Origin of the sequence: Campylobacter sp. JH23, assembly GCF_017846595.1 — a bacterium.
Classification (GTDB): Bacteria; Campylobacterota; Campylobacteria; order Campylobacterales; family Campylobacteraceae; genus Campylobacter_D; species Campylobacter_D coli.
Window position 1 is genome coordinate 111,816 of record NZ_JAEQBP010000005.1, and the last position, 19,654, is coordinate 131,469.

The window sequence follows — 19,654 nt, forward strand, 5'->3', positions numbered from 1 at the left end:
ATTAATAAGAAGTGTTTTATAATTATATTTCACAACAAAAATTTACACAGAAAGGTGGTGAGGACTGTGCCAGGAATCAAGGTACATCCTAATGAGTCTTTTGATGAAGCGTATCGTAAATTCAAAAAACAAGTAGATAGAAATCTAGTTGTAACTGAAGTAAGAGCAAGAAGATTTTTCGAGCCTATGACTGAAATTCGCAAAAAACAAAAAATTTCAGCACGCAAAAAAATGCTTAAAAGACTTTATATGCTTAGACGCTACGAGTCAAGACTCTAACCCAAAAGCCCGAAAGGGCTTTTTTTATACCTACAAATCTTCATTCGGTATTAAAAAGTATTTATTATTTTTTGTTAAAATTTCTAATTTAAATTTTCTGTTTTTAGGATAAACTTATGAAAAAAATCAAAAAAATCATTCAAATTGGTATGATAGGTGGTTTAGCAGCTGTTGCTGGGGGTGCTTTAGCAGGTTGTGGAAGTAATAATGACAATGCAGATACTTTAAATCAAGCAGCTAATGCTCAAGGAGCTTTTGTAATTATCGAAGAAATAGCTCCAGGGCAATATAAAATCAAAGATCAATATCCAAGTGATGAAACAAGGGTAGTTTTAAAAGATCTTAATGGCACAGAAAGAATTTTATCTAAAGAAGAAATGGATGCTTTAATTAAGGAAGAAGCAGCTAAAATTGATAATGGAACTTCAAATTTAACTAAAGACAATGGACAAATTAGCAGTGGGGGATTGAGTTTAGGAGAAACTTTACTCGCAAGTGCTGCAGGTGCTATTTTAGGAAGTTGGATAGGTTCAAAACTTTTCAATAATCAAAATTTTGCTAACCAACAACGCGGTGCTTTTTCAAATCAAAGTGCTTATCAAAGGAGTGTTAATAGTTTTAATAAAGCAGGCACAACAAGCTCTGCTTCAAGTGCTAAAAAATCAGGTTTTTTTAGTGGAGGCTCTAAAGCTGCAAGTTCTAGTTCCTCTTTTGGCTCTTAAGGATAAATAATGCAATTACTACAAGTGGATAAACTTCAAAAAGATTATTTAGAGAATATAGGTTTTTCTTGGCATACAGATGAAGATGGAAGTGATTATATAAGTGATAAATTAGTATGTGTAAGTGAAAATGAAGCCAATGCTTATTATGAGGCAGTCAATGAGCTTTATGATATGTTTATTGCTGCAGCGCAAGAAGTGATTGATAATGATCGTTTTGATGAACTTGGAATTCCTTTTAATCTTATTGATGCGATTAAGATGAGTTGGGAAAATGAAGTGCATTGGCATTTATATGGGCGTTTTGATTTAGCGGGTGGGCTTGATGGCAAGCCTATAAAACTTATAGAATTTAATGCTGATACCCCTACTGCTCTTTTTGAAAGTGCGATTTTACAATGGGCGCTTTTAAAACAAAATGGAATGGATGAAAGTGCACAATTTAACAGTATTTATGAAAGTTTGATGGATAATTTTAAAAGACTTATTACTCTTGATGAAAGTGTTGAAGGGTTTGAAGAGCATTATCAAGGATGGAAAATTCTTTTTTCAAGTGTTGCAGGAAGTAAAGAAGAGGAAATCACTACAAAATTGCTTGCACATATTGCAAATGAAGCAGGTTTTCAAACTAATTTTTCCTTTGTAGATGAGGTAGAATTTAGCGAAGAAGGAATTTTTAAAGAGGGTGAAAATTATGAGTATTGGTTTAAGCTTATTCCTTGGGAAGATATAGCTATAGAAGAGGGTGAACTTGCCATGCTTTTAACTCAGATCATGCGTAATCAAAGAGCGATTATTTTAAATCCTGCTTATACGCTTTTATTTCAATCTAAGGGAATTTTAAAAATTTTATGGGAGCTTTATCCAAATCATCCATTACTTTTAGAAACAAAAGATACTCCTTTAGAGGGTAAAAACTATGTTAAAAAACCTGTTTTTGGTAGAGAAGGCGCAAATATCAGTATAATTAAAGATGGAAAAACTTTACATGAAAATGTAGGTCCTTATGGGAATAATAAAGCAATTTATCAAGAATATGTAGAGTTTAATTCATGTGAAAACGAATATTATCAAGCAGGTGTTTTCTTTGCTTATGAAGGGTGTGGTTTAGGATTTAGAAAAGGAGGACTTGTGCTTGATAATTATTCTAAATTTGTAGGACATATTATAAAGGATTGAAAAATGAAAATTGTTTGTTTAGATGCGGCAACTTTAGGGGATTATGATTTAAGTATTTTTAAGAATTTTGGAGAATTTCAAAGTTATGCTTTAACAGATAGAAAAGAAACCATAGAGCGTTTAAAAGATACGGATGTGGTTATGACAAATAAAGTTGTTATTGATAAAGAAGTTATGGATGCTTGCCCTAATTTAAAGCTTATTTTAGAAACAGCTACGGGTGTAAATAATATCGATGTTGAATATGCTAAAGAAAAGGGCATTATCGTTAAAAATGCTGCTGGATATTCTACTATGAGCGTAGTTCAGCATACTTTTGCATTTATTTTTGCTTTTTTAAATCATATTCCTTACTATAATAAATGGAGCAAAGAGGGCAAATGGTGCGATAGCCCTATCTTTACAGATTTTGGTAGAATTTTAAATTCAATGGAAGGAAAAAAGCACGGTATTATAGGACTGGGCAGTATAGGTAAAGAAGTGGCTAAAATTTCTAGTGCTTTTGGGGCTAAAATTTGTTATTATTCAACAAGCGGACTCAATCAAAATGCCGAATTTGAATGCTTAAATTTGGAAGAGCTTTTAAGAACTTGCGATATTGTTAGCATTCACGCTCCTTTAAATGAAAAAACGAAAAATTTGCTTACTTATGAGAAGTTAAAACTTTTAAAAGATAATGCGATTTTGGTCAATGTAGGCAGGGGCGGAATCATTAATGAGAATGATTTGGCAAAAATAATGGATGAAAAAAATATACGCGTAGGACTTGATGTTTTAGAGAGTGAACCTATGATAAAAAATCATCCTCTCTTAAATATCAAAAATAAAGAAAATCTCATCATTACTCCACATGTGGCTTGGGCAAGCAAAGAAGCGGTGGAAAAATTGATGTCTATGGTTTATGATAATTTAAAAGAATGGATAGAAAATGGCAAGTGAACATAGTTTTGATATTTCAGCGGCTTTGGATAAACAAGAGCTTAAAAATGCTTTTGAGCAAGCAAAAAAAGAGCTTGATTCTCGCTATGATTTAAAAGGTATTAAGTGTGAAATTGAATTTAGCGAGAAAGATGGTGTTTTTAAACTTCATTCTTCAAGTGAGGCAAAGCTTGATGTTCTAAAAGATATTGTGATTTCAAAACTTATCAAAAGGGGCATTAATTCTAATGCTATTAAAGAGCTTTCACGCGAAAGTGGAGCGATGTTTCGTTTGAATTTAAAAGCTAATGATAGCATTGATAGTGAAAATGCTAAGAAAATCAATAAGGCTATTAAAGATAGTAAGCTAAAAGTAAGCTCTTCTATACGAGGAGATGAAATTCGTGTGGTTGCAAAGCAAATTGATGATTTGCAAGCTGTGATGAAAATGGTTAAAGAGCTTAATTTAGAATTAAATCTTAGTTTTAAAAATTTAAAATAGGTTAAGAGTGTTGAGAAAAATTTTTATCTTTTTTTTAATTTTGTTTTTTAGTGCTTGTGCTTTAAAAAATCAAGATTATTCTAGCCAAAAAATGAAGGTTGTATTTAGCACACCAACTATTAAAATCAACGATTTTGGCTTTTTAAAAAAAGAAAATAAGGCTTTAAATTTAGAAGTTTATAAACTTGGACAAGCTTTTTTTAAACTTAAAATCAGAGAGGATATTTGTTTAAATTCGGTGTGCTATAGCAAAATGGTATTTAATCAAAAATTTTTTAAAAATGCCTATTATGAAGATATATTAAAAGATATTTTGGAAGCAAAGCCTTTGTGGAATGGTAAGAATATGCAAAAAACTCAATGCGGATTCAATCAGAATTTAAACAGCGCAAATTATGAAATTTTCTATGAAGTTTGTGATAATAAAATCAGTTTTGTTGATAGAATTTCGCGTATAAAAATTGTTTTAATGAATTTTAAGGATAAAATTTGAAAATAGGGCTGTTGTTATGCTTTTTTGTGAGTTTGGTTTGTGCGCAAATTTATAAGGGTGAAATTTATTTTTATGACTTAAAAGATAAGCAGGTTTTTGTTATAGTTTATGATAATGCTCCTTTTATACCCATTTTTGATAGGGATGTTAATCAAACTAGTTCTAGTTTTTTAATACTGAGCGATCTTGATACAAATATCGAGATAGCTTTGTTTCAAACAGCAAATTCATGGGAGGATGGAGAAAAAAAATATAAAATTTCTTCTTCTAAAGAACTGGTATTTGATAATAAAAAAATTCAAGGAAATAAACTAGGAACAACAACTCTTGAACTTATCAAAGAGCAAAACAATATAAGAATTAAACGCAGTCTTGATTTTTTAGCCCATCAAGATGAGATCAGACAATTTCGTCCTATGCATAACGACATTGTTAGTTTTGAACAAATTCGCCAAAAGCCTATCGTACTAAAAGATGGAAAGCTTAGTTTTGAAGAATGGTATTATTTTTATGAAGAGGATAATCGCGCAATTTTAGAGCTTAATAATTTTGTTTTCGATATGGATAAAAAAGTTTTTTTAAGTTTAAATGAGCTTTATGATGTGGATAATTTGAAATTTAAAGAACTCTTGCATCAAAAACTGAATCTTGTTTGCGATGAATGTTTTGATGATATGGAGCAAGTTTTTTTTAATAATAACTTTTTAATTACAAATTTGGGTTTAAGATTGTGCTATCTTCCTTATGAAAATCATTATTTGAATGAAAATATTTGTGTTGATTTTAACGAGAATGAGATAAAGGAATTTAGAAAATAAAATGGTCAGGCTAAAGGAATTTTTAAGTCTTAAAAATATAGAAGAAAGTCAAATTTATAAAGAATTAAAGTGTTCAAAGAATGAAGCTTTGATTTTGAGAGAACTTTGTAAAAATTATGTCATTTCCATATCTTCTATCAATGCTTTTACTTTATTGACAGGAATTTTTGGTAGTGAAAAATATTCGTATTTAGATACTTTAGAGGATTTAAAAAGGCTTATTGAAAGAGGTTTTATAAATCAAAATTCTGGCTTTTTTAAAAATATAGAAAGCAATAAAAGCCAAAATTTAATTCTTAGTTTATTGCAAAGCGAGTTGAGTTTAAGTGAGTATTTTTTAGAATTTTTAGAAGCCAAGCCTCGTTTAAATTTGGATAAAAAAGAAGCTTATGGAGAGTATTTAGAATATTTAAAAGATGAATTTATGCGAGTTGAACTGTATGAGAGATTGAGTTTTATACGTTCAAGCACATATAGTGATGAACTTAAAGCACAAATCAAGCTTTATGAAAAACATATTAAAGAAAGACTTAAGAAAAGTAAATTTTATAATATTTTAGCAGATATTTTTAAAGAGTATAGTCTTGAGTATAAAGAGCAGATTATTTTTCTAGCTCTTCTTAAAGAAGAATATACACTAAGCAATGAAAACTCAGTATCTAGAGAGATGAATTCTTTACTTTCTTTAGTCAGTGAAAATGATTTAGAAAAGCATAAAAATAAAAGTTTATTGCAAGAAAATGCTCCTCTTCTTAATTTAATAGAATATGATGAATACTTAAATGCCTTTGGTGATATTTCTAAGAGTTTTTTTATTACAGATGAAATTTTACAAAGAATTATAAATTTTGAGCCAAAACAAAATAAAAAAATTAAAATCGAAAATGTTTTAAAAGAGCAAGATATTTTTGAGCTTATAGAGCCAAGTATAGATATAAATGATATTATCATGCCTCAAAATACTAAAGAGCTTTTGGAAAATATCTTAAAACAACAAGATAAAAAAGTACTTGAAAGGCTAAATTCTTGGGGGATAAAGAGCAATAAAAATATAGAAGCAAAGATTATTTTTTATGGACCTGCTGGAACGGGGAAAACGATGTCAGCCCTAGCTATGGCAAAATCGATGAAAAAAACAGTGCTTAGCTTTGATTGTTCTAAAATTTTAAGTAAATGGGTGGGTGAGAGCGAACAAAATGTAAGGAAAATTTTTGATACTTACAAAAACATAGTTCAAACTTGCAAACAAAGTCCTATATTGCTTTTAAATGAAGCTGATCAGTTTTTAAGCACAAGGGTTGAAAGCAGTAGCGGAAGTGATAAGATGCATAATCAAATGCAAAATATTTTTTTAGAGCAAATTGAGCGTTTTAATGGTGTTATCATTGCTACAACTAACTTTTTAGAAAGTTTAGACAGTGCTTTTTCGAGAAGATTTGATTATAAGATCGAATTTAAAAAGCCTGATTTTAAAGATAGGCTTAAAATGTGGGAGAAATTTTTACCTAGAAAAGCATCCTTTGAAAAAGCATTTGATGTTAATCTTTTAGCAAATTACGAATTAAGTGGAGCGCAAATTTTAATGGTTGTTAAAAATACTGCTTTGAAGGTAGCTGTGACTGAAGATGGAGTATTTAAAATGCAAGATTTTATAGAGAGTATACAAAAAGAATTAAATTCTAGTTTTGATAAAAGCAAAATTGTCGGTTTTTAAGCTTTTTTAAATTTGAAAAATTTTAAATAGCGTATCATAAAATAAACAAGGCTAAGCATCAAAGCACTCCATTCCCAAAACATAGGAACTTTAGGGCTTAAAAAATAATGATAACTTGCTAAAACCAAGCATACATAACCTAACTTTCTTATCTTTTCAATTCTTTTAAAAAATCTAAAAGAGCTTAAAAACATAAAAAAGATGATGATAAAAGCAAAAAAACCACTCGCTTCCAATAAACGATGAGAAATATCATCAAAAAGTCTTAAAAAATTTGCATTTCTATCAAAGATAAAATAATTTAAAAAATGTAAAAATGCCCAAAATGCAGCAAATATTCCTAGTAGCTTAGGATAGCTTTTGGTTTTTTTAAATTTGCATAAAGAAAACAAAAGGCTTAAATTTAAAAAAAATAAAGCAAAAACTCCTGTATAAATATAAGCCTCTTTGACAAAATCAAAGGCTTTTAATATATGATAAAAGCCATAAATCAAGCTTGCTAAAAAAGCAAAATAGGCAAGAAATTTAAAGTATTTAGTGCGCATTAATAATTTGCCTTTAAATCCATGCCCGCATAAAGACTTGCTACTTCTTTTTCATAGCCATTAAACATTAAAGTAGGTTTGGTAAAAAAGTCTCCTAAAGCCCTTTCGTTAGCTTGCGACCATCTAGGATGGGATACATTAGGGTTGACATTGGCATAAAAGCCATATTCATTTGGAGCATATTTTTCCCAAGTGCCAATAGGCTGCTCTTTTACAAATTCGATTTTAACTATGGATTTAATACTTTTAAATCCATATTTCCAAGGTATAACAAGGCGGATTGGTGCTCCATTTTGTGGTTTTAAAGCCTTTTTATACATACCCACTGCAAGTAGAGTGAGTGGATGCATAGCCTCATCCATACGTAAGCCTTCCACATAAGGATACTCAACAGTTGGAAACAAAGCATCTTGATCGGGGAATTGGTTTTTATCCAAAAGAGTGGTAAATTTAATGAATTTTGCCTCGCTAGTTGGTTTTGCCATATCGATTAAACGGCGTAGTTCAAAACCCACCCAAGGCACTACCATAGACCAAGTTTCAACACAGCGAAAACGATAAATTCTTTCTTCTAAAGGAAATTTTAAAATATCCTCCATGCTAAGAGTGAAAGGCTTTTCTATTTCCCCGCTTATATCGATTTTCCAATTTTGAGTATTAAAATTTTGCGCTAAAGATACTGCCTTTCTTTTATCCGTTGAAAATTCATAAAAATTGATATAGTTTGTTGCAAGTTCTTCATTGCTAATTTCAAGTTTATTTGCATTTGTATCATTTATAAAATTTAAAGCAGAAAGTTTGGAAACAATTAAAGAAGAGCCGATTAAAGCTCCTGCTCCAAGTTTAAAAAAATCTCTTCTTTGTTTATAAAGTTTCTCAGGCGTTACAATCATAATTTTTCCTTATTAAAAATTTTTATTATTAAACTATAACAATGTTAATATAGGATTAATTTTATATGATTTTTTCAAGCTCTATATTGTAAAATATTTCTTCACAAAATTCTTTATAATGATTGAGTAGTTTAACTCTTGAAACTTCTTGCATTAGAATTTTAAATTCTAAATTTTTTATTTTTTTAAGTTCATCTTTAAGCTCTTCATCCTTTGGAAATAATAGAAAATATTCTTTAAAGATGAGCTCATAAATTTCAAAAGTTCCATCGATAAGATAGTTAATTGCTTTATCAAGGTGTCGATTAGAATCCTTAAAATTTAAAGGATTTAAAACCATAAAACAAAGATGAATCATAGCAAGATGAAAATATTGAAGACATTTTTCAGGCAGTGTAAAGAAATCATTTTTTTGAAAATTTTGTAAATTGTTAAAGTCAGAATTGATAAAATGACAGCCAAAGTATTCGTGGATATTTGAAATCAAATTTTTAATTTTTTGCTCTTCATCAAGTTTTTTTCTAAAGGCTACAAAATAAGCCAAGGCTTTATAAAATCTCTGAAAAAATTCAATATGTTTGTGTTCTCTTAAGCAAATAAGACTCAAATCTTTTGGAGAAGTGGAGTATTCTTGCATATAATTATGAACTTTAAGAGCAATTTTGTTTCTCACTCCGAGTAAAAAATTTAAGTCTTTTTGTTTTAAAATTTGATGATAAAAAAATATAAAATCTTTAATCAAGCTTTTATGATTTTTTTCAAATAATGAAATTTGAAAATCTACGCTAATAAATTGATTATAAAGATTAAAATAATCACATTCTAATTGCTGATAATTCAATATTTTATCCCGCACTTAGTATAAAATTCTTTCAAAGCTTGTTCTTTATCAGGCTGAGTTTTGATCCATTCTTCAAAATGATTGCACATATCCCATTCTTTTTGCTGCATTGCTTCATAATTTTGCTCTATATCATTTTCGCTTATATTTTTTCTGTGTATTTTGTCTAAAATTTTTTCACATACAGCTCTAGGATTTTCATTTTTATATATAGGTCTTCCCACAACGATATAATTACTTAAATTTTCTCTAGCCATTGTAAGATTAGCAACGCGTTTTTGATCATCACTTGCTTCCCCAAAAGGACGAATTCCAGGAGTGAGGGTTAAGAAATTTGAATTTGTATGTTCTTTAATTTTTTTACTTTCAAAAACCGAACATACCATACCATCAAGTCCATTTTGATAAGACATTTTTGAAAAATGAATCACAGCTTCATCGATGTTTTGCTTATAAATGCTGTAAAAATTTTCTTCATCAAAGCTAGTAAGTGCTGAAACTGCTAACACCAAGGGTCTTTTATTGAAGCGATTGAGTCTAGACATCACTTCTTGCATAGCGACTTTTCCAGCACTTGCATGGATATTAATCATATCAACGCCAAGTTTTGAAATTTCCTCGCAAGCATCTGCCATGGTATTAGGAATATCATGAATTTTAAGATCGAGAAAAATTTTATATTCATCGATTTTTTTAAGTTCTTCTATGAATTTAAAGCCATCTCTTAAATAGGCTCTTAAACCCACTTTTAGCCAAAGATCTAAACCTTTTAATTCTTTAGCAAGCCTTAAGCACTCTTCTTTGGTGGCAAGATCAAGAGCTACGCAGAGTTTCATTGTTTTGCCTTAACAAGAGTATCTAAAACCCCATTGATAAATTTTGGAGAATTATCATTAGCAAGTTCTTTAGCAAGTTCTATAGCTTCATTAATCACTATGGCATTAGGCGTGTCTGTAAAAAGCAATTCATAGGCACCAAGTCGCAGTATGGCTCTTTCGATATGTCCTAATTTTTCAATTTCATTTTCGTTAAGGTAGGGGTTTAAATTCTTATCTATATCATCAAGATTTTTTATAATTCCTTCGTATAAACTCAGTGTGAAATTTTTTTGCTCGTTGCGGATTTTTTTTTCATTGAGAAATTCATCAATAAAATTTTCATTTTTTTCATTCATTTCTAGGGCATAAAGCAAAGAAATCACACTTTGTCTTACTTGGTGACGCGTTGCCATTAAAATTCCTTGCTTAAATTTAGCATTTCAATAACAGTTGTCATTGCTTCAAAGCCTTTATTTCCTGCTTTGCTTCCCGCTCTTTCTATGGCTTGTTCTATAGTATCAGTTGTTAAAACTCCAAAGCTTACAGGGATATTGTGGTTTAAACTTACATTGGCAATGCCCTTAGTGGTTTCTGCCGAAACATAATCAAAATGCGGAGTTGAGCCACGAATGACCGCACCCACACAACAAATCGCATCAAATTTTTTACTTTCTATAGCTTTTTTTAAAGCAAAAGGAAGCTCAAAAGCGCCTGGAACAAGTATAAGGCTAAGATTTTCTTCTTTGCCACCATGTCTTAAAAAAGCATCTCTTGCACCTTCTACAAGGCGATCGGTGATGATGTGATTAAATCTTGCATTGATGATAGCAATTTTGGTATTTGAGTCTAAATTTAATTTTCCTTCAATGATAGTCATATTATTTTCCTTCAATGATATTTTGAATTTCTAAAAGTGTTTTTACACAAGCTTTAAGACGATTAAGATCAAGCATATTAGGCCCATCGCATAAAGCTTCGCAAGGATTAGTATGTGTTTCAAAGAAAAAGCCATCTACTCCTACAGCTGCTGCTGCTCTTGCTAAAGGCTCTACAAATTCGCTTTTTCCTCCACTACTTCCCCCTGCAGCCCCTGGCATTTGCACACTATGAGTAGCGTCAAATATAACAGGAGCAAATTCACGCATGATAACCAAAGATCTCATATCCACGACTAAATTTCCATAGCCAAAGCTAGCTCCTCTTTCAGCTACAAAAATACCATTTTTATCAGCTACTTCATAGCCTTCTTCTTCTATACCGCGTGTTTGAAGTACTTTTTTGACACTGTATTTAATATCGCTTGGGTTAAGAAATTGCCCTTTTTTAATATTTACTTTCGCCTTTGTTTTGGCTGCTGCGACTAGCAGATCAGTTTGTCTGCATAAAAAAGCAGGAATTTGTAAAACATCAACCACCTCGCTTACGGGTGCTGCTTGCGTGCTTTCGTGTATGTCAGTTAAGATTTTCATACCGAATTCATTTTTTACACTTTGTAAAACTTTCAATCCTTCTTCAAGACCAGGGCCTCTAAAAGAATTAATACTTGTACGATTTGCTTTGTCAAAGCTTGATTTAAAATAAAATTCTATATTTTCATTTTCATTAAATTCTTGTAAATTCTGTGCTACTTTAAAAACCAAATCCTTATTTTCAATGACGCAAGGACCGGCAATGAGTATCATTTTTTTCATTTTTTTCCTTTGTTTTTAACCAAAATTATTCCACCAAAAATAATGCCTATTATACCTAAAAAAACCATAGCACTTGGTAAATCATCACCCAAAATTATACCCACTACCATACTAAAGACTACATCAAGATAGCTTACACCTGCTACAACACCTGCTTGTTTGGCTATGCCATAAGCTTTGGTTACATGAATTTGATAAATAGTGCCCAAGGCTCCCATGACAGCAATGATAAGCCAAGCTGTAAGGCTAGGCATGACAAAAGGTGCTAAAATAAAATCCAAATGCAAAGAATCAAGATGTTTTGGCTCAAAAAATTCAGCACCTATCATAGAGATTAAAGGCATTAAAGCCCCCAAAAGGATAAAAGAAAATGCAATTTGTTCTGTAGTGTAAAATTTTCTAAGCTCTCTTACACTTGTAAGAGCCAAGGCTGCTAAAAATCCACTCATAACACCTATGATAGAATTTTTTAAATCAAAACCCGAATGAGTTGAACTATCCGCCCAAGGTTGCGCAATTAAAAGCACCCCGCTAAATGCGATTAAAATCCCCAGCCATCCCTTGGCTCCGATATTTTCTTTAAAAATAATAAAAGCTATTAAAGTGATGAAAATTGGAGCAGTTTTTTGAAAAGCAAAAGCACCCCCTAGGGTAATATTTGAAACATTGTAAAAAAACATATAAAGCGAAAGTGTTCCTGTTACCCCGCGAAAGACTAAAAGCCAAAAATGTCCTCCTTCTTTGTGAACTTTTGAGCGTTTTAGTAGATAAACTATAAACAATACGCCGATGATATTTCTAAAAAACATAATTTCAATCGAACTCATTTCTTTGCTAAGAATTTTCGCACAAGCTCCCATAAGTGCAAAATCTAAGCACGCTAAAATCATAAAATAAATTCCTAAATTATGTTTGATGACTTTTAGCATCTTTTTTCCTTGATTAAATTATGGTTAATTCTAGTCTTTTTTTGCTTAATATTAAGGCAAATTTTATATAATTTTTTAAAAAAATATACATTAAAAATTTTTATTAGGTAAACAAATGCAAAGCATCATACTTATAGGTAAGCCAAATGTTGGAAAATCAAGTTTATTTAACAGAATGGCAAGGCAAAGAATAGCTATTACAAGTGAAATTTCAGGTACTACAAGAGATACCAATAAAACAGAAGTTTTTATAAATTCTAAAAAAGCCCTATTGATTGATAGTGGTGGTCTTGATGAAAGCAATGAGCTTTTTAAAAATGTTAAAAAAAACACTCTAAAAATTGCAAAACAAAGTGATATTATCCTTTATTTGGTTGATGGAAAACTAAGTCCCGATGATGAAGATAGGCAATTTTTTCATTCTTTAAAAAAATTAGGAAAGCCTATTGCTCTAGTAATCAACAAAGTGGATAATAAAAAAGATGAAGAAAGATCGTGGGAATTTGCTAATTTTGGTGTAAAAGAGGTTTTTAATCTTTCTGTTACTCATAATATAGGGCTAGATGAGCTTTATAATTGGCTTGAGAACTTTTTAGATGAACAATTTTTAATCCCTGATGAGGAAGAAAATTTAGAAGATTTTTTAGAACATTATGAAGAGGGAAAAGAATTTCAGTTTAAAGAACTCGATCAAAATTATATCAGAGTGGGTATAGTAGGGCGTGTTAATGTCGGAAAGTCAAGCCTTTTAAATGCTTTGGTAAAACAAGAGCGCAGTGTGGTGAGTTCTATTGCGGGAACGACAATTGATCCTGTTAATGAAAGCATAGTTTATAAGGATAAAGTGATAGAATTTGTTGATACTGCAGGTATTAGAAAGCGAGGTAAAATTCAAGGGCTTGAGCGTTTTGCATTAAACCGCACAGAAAAGATTTTATCTAATTCTCAAATCGCACTTTTGGTTTTAGATGCCAATGAAGGTTTTAACGAGCTTGATGAAAGGATAGCTGGACTTGCAGCAAAGCATTATTTGGGCGTGATTATTGTATTAAATAAATGGGATAAAACTGAATTTGAATTTGATAAAGTGGTAAAGGAATTAAAACTTGATCGCTTTAAATTTTTAGCTTATGCACCCGTTGTCAGTGTTTCTGCTTTGAGTGGAAAAAGAGTACATGTTTTATTAGAAAAAATTTTAGAAGTCTTTACTAATTTTACACAAAAAATTCCAACCTCAAAACTTAATGATTTAATCGCAAGTGCGACTAAGGCTCATCCTTTACCGCATGATTATGGAAAATTGGTAAAAATTTATTATGCAGTGCAGTATGATTTAGCACCTCCTAAAATCGCACTTATTATGAATAGACCTAAGGCTTTGCATTTTAGTTATAAGCGTTATTTACAAAATCAAATCAGAAAAGAATTTAACTTTGAAGGTGTTCCTTTAGTCATTGCTTCGCGCAAAAAAGGAAGCAAGGAAAATGATGAAAGTTAAAAATATTATTTTTATTGGTTTTATGGGTAGTGGAAAAAGTACTATAGCTAGAGCTTTGGCTAAGGATTTAGATCTTGTTTTTTTAGATAGTGATGGTTTGATTGAGATGAAATTTGATCAAAAAATCAGTGAAATTTTTAAAGAAAAGGGCGAGGCTTTTTTTAGACAAGAAGAGCAAAAAGTAGCAAATTTTCTTTGCTCTTGTAATGGAGCTTCTATAGCTAGTGGCGGAGGTTTTATACATGTTTTGGATTTTGATAAAATAGGTTTTTGTATTTATTTAAAAGCAAGTTTTGAATATCTAAAAAAGCGTTTAAGCGAGAATGAAATTGCTAAAAGACCTTTATTTTATGATGAAGTTCAAGCAAAAAGATTATATAATGAGCGTCTAAATAAATACGAGCAAAAAGCGAATTTGATTTTAGATGTTGAAAATAAAAGCATTGATGAGCTTGTGATAGAAATAAAAAAGGTGATAAAATGAGAGTATTAACAGGACTTCAGCCAAGTGGAGATTTGCACATAGGTAATTATTTTGGTGCTATAAGGCAAATGGTGGAGGCTCAAGAAAAAAGTGAAATGTTTATGTTTATAGCAAATTATCATGCTATGACTTCAAGTCAAGATGGAAAGAAATTAGAGCAAAATTCACTCAAAGCTGCTGCGGCTTTTTTAAGCCTTGGTATAGATCCTCAAAAAAGCGTTTTTTGGTTGCAAAGTGATGTTAAGGAAGTTATGGAGCTTTATTGGATTTTATCGCAATTTACTCCTATGGGTTTATTAGAGCGTGCGCATAGTTACAAGGATAAAGTTGCTAAGGGGCTTAGTGCTTCACACGGACTTTTTTCTTACCCTGTTTTAATGGCAGCAGATATTTTGCTTTTCGATACTCAACTTGTGCCAGTAGGTAAGGATCAAATTCAGCATGTTGAAATAGCTCGCGATATTGCCTTAAAAGTAAATAATGAATGGGGTGAAATTTTTACCTTGCCCGAAGCCAAGATAAATGAAGAAGTAGCTGTAGTTGTGGGTACCGATGGAGCAAAAATGAGTAAATCTTATCAAAATACTATAGATATTTTTAGCAGTGAAAAAACCTTAAAAAAACAAATTTCTTCCATAGTAACCGATAGTACCGCTTTAGAAGATCCAAAAGATTTTAAAAGCTGCAATGTTTTTAAAATCGCAAAGCTTTTTTTAGATGAATCAGGGCAAAAAGAATTGCAAATACGCTATGAAAAAGGTGGTGAGGGTTATGGACATTTTAAAATGTATTTAAACGAGCTTGTAAATGCTTATTTTAAAGAAGCAAGAGAAAAATATAATGAGCTTTTAGAAAAGCCTTCGCATTTAAAAGAAATTTTAGAATTGGGTGCAAGCAAGGCTAGGAAAATTGCTCAAGAAAAAATGCAAAAAATTTATGAAAAAATAGGACTTTAAGGAGTAAAAATGCTTGATTTGAAAAATTTACAAAATAATTTCGATGAGGTGGCTAAAAAGCTACAAAATAAAAAAGTAGATGAAAATATATTAAAAAATCTTGCCGAGCTTTTTACAAATTTGAAAAAAGAAAAAGCGAGTTTGGAAGAATTTCAAGCTTTTCAGAATAAATTCAGTAAAGAACTAGCCACTGTAGAAGATAAGGAAAGTTTGAAGGCAAAACTCAGTGAAAATAAAATTAAAATCAATGAGCAAAATGCAAAAGTAAATGCTTTGGAAAATGAGTTAGAAACCATTGCTCATGCTATTCCAAATATCCCTGATGAATGCGTTCCTGTGGGTGAAGATGAGGAAGAAAATGTTGAAATAAAAAAAGTTTTAACACCCCCTCAATTTGATTTTACTCCAAAAGAACACCATGATTTAGGAGAGAGTTTAAACTGGCTTGATTTTGTGCGAGGGGTAAAAATTTCACAAAGCCGTTTTTGTGTGCTTAAAAATGAAGGAGCTTTGCTAAGCCGTGCTTTGGTAAATTATATGATAGATTTTAACCGAAGTCGTGGGTTTGAATTTGTAAATGTGCCTTTTTTGGTAAATAGTCCTACGATGTTTGGCACAGGACAGCTTCCCAAATTTAAAGATGATATGTATAAGATAGAGGATGAGGATTTGTATTTAATCTCAACTTCTGAAATTCCTGTGACAAATCTTTATAGTGGAGAAATTTTAACGAGTGAAAGTTTGCCTATTAAAATGACTTGCTATAGTGCTTGTTTTAGAAAAGAAGCAGGAAGTGCAGGGCGTGACACAAGAGGCATTATCCGTCAGCATCAATTTGAAAAAGTAGAGCTTGTGAGCATTACCAAACCTGAACAAAGTGACAGTATTTTTAATGAAATGGTAGAATGTGCAAGTGATTTACTCAGCTCTTTAGGTTTAGCTCATAGACATTTGATGCTTTGTACCGGAGATCTAGGTTTTAGCGCGGCAAAGACTATAGATCTTGAGGTATGGATACCATCGCAAAATAAATATCGCGAAATCAGTTCTGTTTCTAATTGTCGTGATTTTCAAGCAAGGCGTGCAAAAATTCGCTATAAAAATGAAAAAGGGAAAAATGAATTAGTTCATACTTTAAATGGCTCTTCTTTAGCAGTAGGTAGAACTTTGGTTGCTATTATGGAAAATTATCAAGATAAAGAGGGTAGAATTCAAATTCCTGATGTATTGAAAAAATATTTTTAAAGAGTATAAATGGCAGATAAAGAAGATATAGTTCTTGAAAAACCCGAAGATACTTTAAATGAACCAAGACTTGATGAAAGTTTGGGTGAATTTAAAGGGCAGGAAGGTCAGGCTCCTGAGGATGAAGAATTTGCATCTTTACCAGAGGAATTGCCTAGGGAAAATAGTGATGGCGGTTTTAAATTTACAAGAGAAAGCGCACCGGAGGAATCATCGACTTTTGAAGAGGTGAAAGAAGATGAGCCTACTCCGTGGTATAAAGATCGTAAATTTATGTCTCTTGTGGGCTTGTCTTTGGGAATCATTTGTATTTTGGTATTTACTTTATTTTATTTAACTTTTAATGAAGGGAAGGTTAAGCCCGATATTATCGCATCAAAGCCTATTGAACAGCCTGTGGTTATGCCTGATGAATCCTATAATTATAATGATATGACAAGAGTTGATGGGATGATACAAAAGGCAAATGCGCTTTATTTAAAGGGTGAAGTGGAGCAAGCTTTGAAGGTTTATGAGCAAATTGCCGTTTATAATGAATCTTTGTCTAATTATAACCTAGGGGTTTCTCAAATGAATGAGGGTAAATTTGATGAAGCCTTTGATAGTTTTAAAAAGGCAATAGCTAATGGAGAAAATCAAAGTGTGGCAGCTATTAATGCTGCTGTTTGCGCTTTAAAGCTTAATGATAAGGAAAAATTTAAATATTATATAGATTTAGCGCAAGTTTATCTTCCTAAAGAAGGAAAATCTAAATTGTATGATTATTATTTGGCTTTAATTAATTATTATAAGGGTTATTATCCCGAAGCTTTGCAAATGCTTCAACGCGTAAATTCGGAACCTTACACAGATGTAGCTAAATATTTATCCGCTAAAATTTATGCAAAGATGGATTTTGATGCAAAATCTGTTCAACAATTAAATACTCAAGGAAGTTTTGAACCTAGCCTTTCTTTGGGACTTTTATATGCAAGAATGGGAGAATACGATAAGGCTAAAATAGCCTTAAATACTGCAATGAAGATCGAAAGAGATTTCAATCAAAGTCTTTCAGCTTTAACTTTAGTTGATATTAAAACAGGAGATTTTCAAGATATGTTATTGCGTTTGCAGGATACATATAGAAATGATGAAGATAAGTATAAAATTTTAGATAGATATAAGATCAAAGTTCGTTTAAATAAAGAACTCTTCAATATAGCCATAGCGCAGAGAAATTTTTCCAATGACATCCTAAAAAAACAAAAAGATCAGTTTGATTTACTTTTTTATTTTGCGCCTTATCAAGTTTTTGACTCAAAACAAGCATCACTTTATATAAAAAAAGCCAATATTACAAATTTTGTAGATGATAGTTCAGATGGTCAAAGCTATTTGGCTAGGAGTCAAGCCTTATCTTCAACTAATGTAAAAATTTCTAACATTATCAATGATGCATTAAATCAAAAATTAAGACTTGCAAATAAAGAATTCCAAGCTTTATTGGAAGATTATCCTGAACATAGTATTTTACAATACAATCTTGCTTTAACTTATGCACAAATGCAAAATTATGAACTTGCTTATAAGCATTTTTCTAGCTCTTATCATTTAAATCCTAAAAATTATTTAGCCGGTGCTTTTGCGATGTTTTGCGGAAAATTAAGTGATAATGATACAACCAAACTTTATCATGAAATTCTTGATAATATTGCAGCAGATTCAAATTTTAAAGCCAATATGCAAAAAAATATGCTATTTTTAGCTAATGGTGATTATATTTCTATGTTGCCTTATTTGGATGAGAATGGACAAAAAACACCCTTAAATCTTATTTTTGAAACTATTATTGCAAAAAATAATAATCTTAACAATCAAGTAGATGTAAGAATTGCCAAATTAAGATCAGAACTTCCGCAAGATATTGTGGCAAATATTTTGTATTTTAATTCTTTAAATTCGAATTTGAATATTAAAGAATATGCTCAAAATGCCCAAATTCATTTTAAGAATTTGCAAGTTGATTACCGCAGTGTTTTTGGAGGTTCAAATATTGCTAGGGAATTGTATGTTAATTTAATGCATATTGCAGGATTGTTAAATTTAGAAAGACAAAAATTTAAAACCTTGATTAATACCTCTAAGGTTAAAGATGAGGGTATGATACAAACTTTAGCTTATTTGGATATTTTTGCGCAGCAGTATGAGGAATCTTATGCTTTGTATAATACTCTAATCGATGAATATGGAGCAAAGGATTCTAGGACTTTGTTTTTAGCTTCTGTAGCTGCTGTGGGTGCGAATAATCCAAACTCAGCCATTGCTCTTTTGCAACTTTCAAAACTCACAGATAAGAATAATAAAGAAAGTAAGGTAGCTTTAGGTTTGCTTTATCAAGAAGTAGGTAATTACGAAGCGGCAATGACGCAGTATAGAACTTTGCCTAATGATTTTAAGAGTGAATTTTTTACTTTTGATATTAAAAATCAATAAGGTGCTTGGTATAGTCCAAACACCTTTGTCATGCTTTAAGGTCTAAAGTTTTTCCACCAAGTTCATCGATACGATCGCTAACTTTTTTTATTGTAGCTTCGATTGTATCTTGGCTGATTTGAGGAAGCTCTCCGCCCCAAATTTTTTCTGCTTGCTCAAACCCTTGTTTTATACCTTCTAGTCCCTTTTTAAGCTTTTCAACATCGTTTCCAGCACCTTTGATGACAAAATCAGCAATGCGATTTGCTGTATTGTCAATACCAAAAAATCCCTCTTCACTGATGAGCTGATTGAGTTCATCAGTATTCATTGTAAGTGGATTTTTTCCATTATAACCTAAAGATGCAAAGTCAATATCTGAAAGCATAGACTTTACAGAATTTAAATCATTGCCTCCCAAAAGATCATTAATTCCAGCTTGAGCATTGCTTGTGTTTAAAACAGTACTCATGGTTTGTTGCTGAAATTGCACAAGATAAATTTGACTAATACCCTTACCGCCAAGTGCATTGAGTTTGTCTAGGATATCTTGATTTGAATTGGCACTTTGAACATTTGTGTCTTTTGTATTCTCTGTAGCGTTACCATCTGCCTTCTTATTGCTAACTTGAGCTTGTGCCATACTAGCGACATTTGAAAAAGTATTGATTTGCATTT

General features: G+C 31.2%; 22 protein-coding genes. 13 read left to right on the forward strand and 9 right to left on the reverse strand.

Going from position 1 to position 19,654, the window contains the following annotated elements; all coding sequences use genetic code 11:
• The first annotated feature begins 66 nt into the window (after nucleotides 1-66).
• The 8 genes from rpsU to KAR88_RS06385 all read left to right on the forward strand — a co-directional run bounded on the left by rpsU (nucleotide 67) and on the right by KAR88_RS06385 (nucleotide 6,625).
• A complete protein-coding gene (rpsU, locus tag KAR88_RS06350; RefSeq protein WP_002780697.1) occupies nucleotides 67-279 on the forward strand; it encodes a 30S ribosomal protein S21 in 213 nt (70 codons plus the stop codon).
• A 116-nt stretch (nucleotides 280-395) separates the two neighbouring features.
• A complete protein-coding gene (locus KAR88_RS06355; protein WP_052791371.1) occupies nucleotides 396-1,001 on the forward strand; it encodes a UPF0323 family lipoprotein in 606 nt (201 codons plus the stop codon).
• A 9-nt stretch (nucleotides 1,002-1,010) separates the two neighbouring features.
• Entirely contained in the window at nucleotides 1,011-2,180 is a 1,170-nt protein-coding gene (locus KAR88_RS06360; protein WP_134162882.1) for a glutathionylspermidine synthase family protein, read from the forward strand.
• A 3-nt stretch (nucleotides 2,181-2,183) separates the two neighbouring features.
• Nucleotides 2,184-3,119, forward strand: a complete 936-nt coding sequence (locus KAR88_RS06365) for a D-2-hydroxyacid dehydrogenase (protein ID WP_060785345.1) — start codon at nucleotides 2,184-2,186, stop codon at nucleotides 3,117-3,119.
• Nucleotides 3,109-3,600, forward strand: coding sequence for a YajQ family cyclic di-GMP-binding protein (locus tag KAR88_RS06370; protein ID WP_002826820.1), 492 nt, complete (start codon nucleotides 3,109-3,111; stop codon nucleotides 3,598-3,600). Before KAR88_RS06365 ends, KAR88_RS06370 begins: the two co-directional genes overlap by 11 nt.
• A gap of 10 nt (nucleotides 3,601-3,610) precedes the next feature.
• A complete protein-coding gene (locus KAR88_RS06375; RefSeq protein ID WP_002780699.1) occupies nucleotides 3,611-4,093 on the forward strand; it encodes a hypothetical protein in 483 nt (160 codons plus the stop codon).
• Entirely contained in the window at nucleotides 4,090-4,911 is an 822-nt protein-coding gene (locus KAR88_RS06380; RefSeq protein ID WP_060785344.1) for a hypothetical protein, read from the forward strand. Before KAR88_RS06375 ends, KAR88_RS06380 begins: the two co-directional genes overlap by 4 nt.
• Before the next feature lies 1 nt (nucleotide 4,912).
• Nucleotides 4,913-6,625: an ATP-binding protein gene (locus KAR88_RS06385; protein ID WP_002780701.1), complete on the forward strand. Its 1,713-nt coding sequence runs from the start codon at nucleotides 4,913-4,915 to the stop codon at nucleotides 6,623-6,625.
• Here the strand turns inward: KAR88_RS06385 and KAR88_RS06390 are convergent.
• The 8 genes from KAR88_RS06390 to KAR88_RS06425 form a co-directional block, all read right to left on the reverse strand.
• Nucleotides 6,622-7,170, reverse strand: coding sequence for a ferric reductase-like transmembrane domain-containing protein (locus KAR88_RS06390; protein WP_002778309.1), 549 nt, complete (start codon nucleotides 7,168-7,170; stop codon nucleotides 6,622-6,624). The genes KAR88_RS06385 and KAR88_RS06390 overlap by 4 nt on opposite strands.
• Nucleotides 7,170-8,063: a protein-methionine-sulfoxide reductase catalytic subunit MsrP gene (gene msrP, locus KAR88_RS06395; protein WP_002780703.1), complete on the reverse strand. Its 894-nt coding sequence runs from the start codon at nucleotides 8,061-8,063 to the stop codon at nucleotides 7,170-7,172. The genes KAR88_RS06390 and msrP overlap by 1 nt, the downstream gene beginning before the upstream one ends.
• A 61-nt stretch (nucleotides 8,064-8,124) precedes the next feature.
• Entirely contained in the window at nucleotides 8,125-8,904 is a 780-nt protein-coding gene (locus KAR88_RS06400) for a hypothetical protein (protein WP_002783147.1), read from the reverse strand.
• A complete protein-coding gene (gene pyrF, locus KAR88_RS06405) occupies nucleotides 8,901-9,740 on the reverse strand; it encodes an orotidine-5'-phosphate decarboxylase (protein ID WP_002837717.1) in 840 nt (279 codons plus the stop codon). The genes KAR88_RS06400 and pyrF overlap by 4 nt, the downstream gene beginning before the upstream one ends.
• Entirely contained in the window at nucleotides 9,737-10,135 is a 399-nt protein-coding gene (nusB, locus tag KAR88_RS06410) for a transcription antitermination factor NusB (protein WP_002778316.1), read from the reverse strand. The genes pyrF and nusB overlap by 4 nt, the downstream gene beginning before the upstream one ends.
• Nucleotides 10,135-10,599, reverse strand: a complete 465-nt coding sequence (gene ribE / locus KAR88_RS06415; RefSeq protein WP_002778318.1) for a 6,7-dimethyl-8-ribityllumazine synthase — start codon at nucleotides 10,597-10,599, stop codon at nucleotides 10,135-10,137. Before ribE ends, nusB begins: the two co-directional genes overlap by 1 nt.
• Before the next feature lies 1 nt (nucleotide 10,600).
• Entirely contained in the window at nucleotides 10,601-11,413 is an 813-nt protein-coding gene (kdsA, locus tag KAR88_RS06420) for a 3-deoxy-8-phosphooctulonate synthase (RefSeq protein WP_002778320.1), read from the reverse strand.
• On the reverse strand, nucleotides 11,410-12,342 hold the full coding sequence (locus KAR88_RS06425) for a DMT family transporter (protein WP_002778321.1): 933 nt from the start codon (nucleotides 12,340-12,342) through the stop codon (nucleotides 11,410-11,412). Before KAR88_RS06425 ends, kdsA begins: the two co-directional genes overlap by 4 nt.
• A gap of 115 nt (nucleotides 12,343-12,457) precedes the next feature.
• Between KAR88_RS06425 and der the strand changes: the two genes are divergently transcribed.
• The 5 genes from der to KAR88_RS06450 are packed head-to-tail and all read left to right on the forward strand — an operon-like array spanning nucleotide 12,458 to nucleotide 18,997.
• Entirely contained in the window at nucleotides 12,458-13,840 is a 1,383-nt protein-coding gene (gene der, locus KAR88_RS06430) for a ribosome biogenesis GTPase Der (protein ID WP_002778322.1), read from the forward strand.
• Nucleotides 13,830-14,324, forward strand: a complete 495-nt coding sequence (locus KAR88_RS06435; protein WP_002778323.1) for a shikimate kinase — start codon at nucleotides 13,830-13,832, stop codon at nucleotides 14,322-14,324. The genes der and KAR88_RS06435 overlap by 11 nt, the downstream gene beginning before the upstream one ends.
• Nucleotides 14,321-15,280 (forward strand): tryptophan--tRNA ligase, encoded by a 960-nt coding sequence (gene trpS, locus KAR88_RS06440; RefSeq protein WP_002799627.1) that lies wholly within the window; start codon nucleotides 14,321-14,323, stop codon nucleotides 15,278-15,280. The genes KAR88_RS06435 and trpS overlap by 4 nt, the downstream gene beginning before the upstream one ends.
• Nucleotides 15,281-15,289: 9 nt before the next feature.
• On the forward strand, nucleotides 15,290-16,525 hold the full coding sequence (gene serS, locus KAR88_RS06445; RefSeq protein ID WP_002778325.1) for a serine--tRNA ligase: 1,236 nt from the start codon (nucleotides 15,290-15,292) through the stop codon (nucleotides 16,523-16,525).
• A 9-nt stretch (nucleotides 16,526-16,534) separates the two neighbouring features.
• Nucleotides 16,535-18,997: a tetratricopeptide repeat protein gene (locus KAR88_RS06450; protein WP_002778326.1), complete on the forward strand. Its 2,463-nt coding sequence runs from the start codon at nucleotides 16,535-16,537 to the stop codon at nucleotides 18,995-18,997.
• Nucleotides 18,998-19,025: 28 nt separating this feature from the next.
• On the opposite strand, the gene KAR88_RS06455 is transcribed toward KAR88_RS06450, so the two are convergent.
• Nucleotides 19,026-19,652, reverse strand: coding sequence for a hypothetical protein (locus tag KAR88_RS06455; RefSeq protein WP_002780711.1), 627 nt, complete (start codon nucleotides 19,650-19,652; stop codon nucleotides 19,026-19,028).
• Between the last annotated feature and the right edge of the window lie 2 nt (nucleotides 19,653-19,654).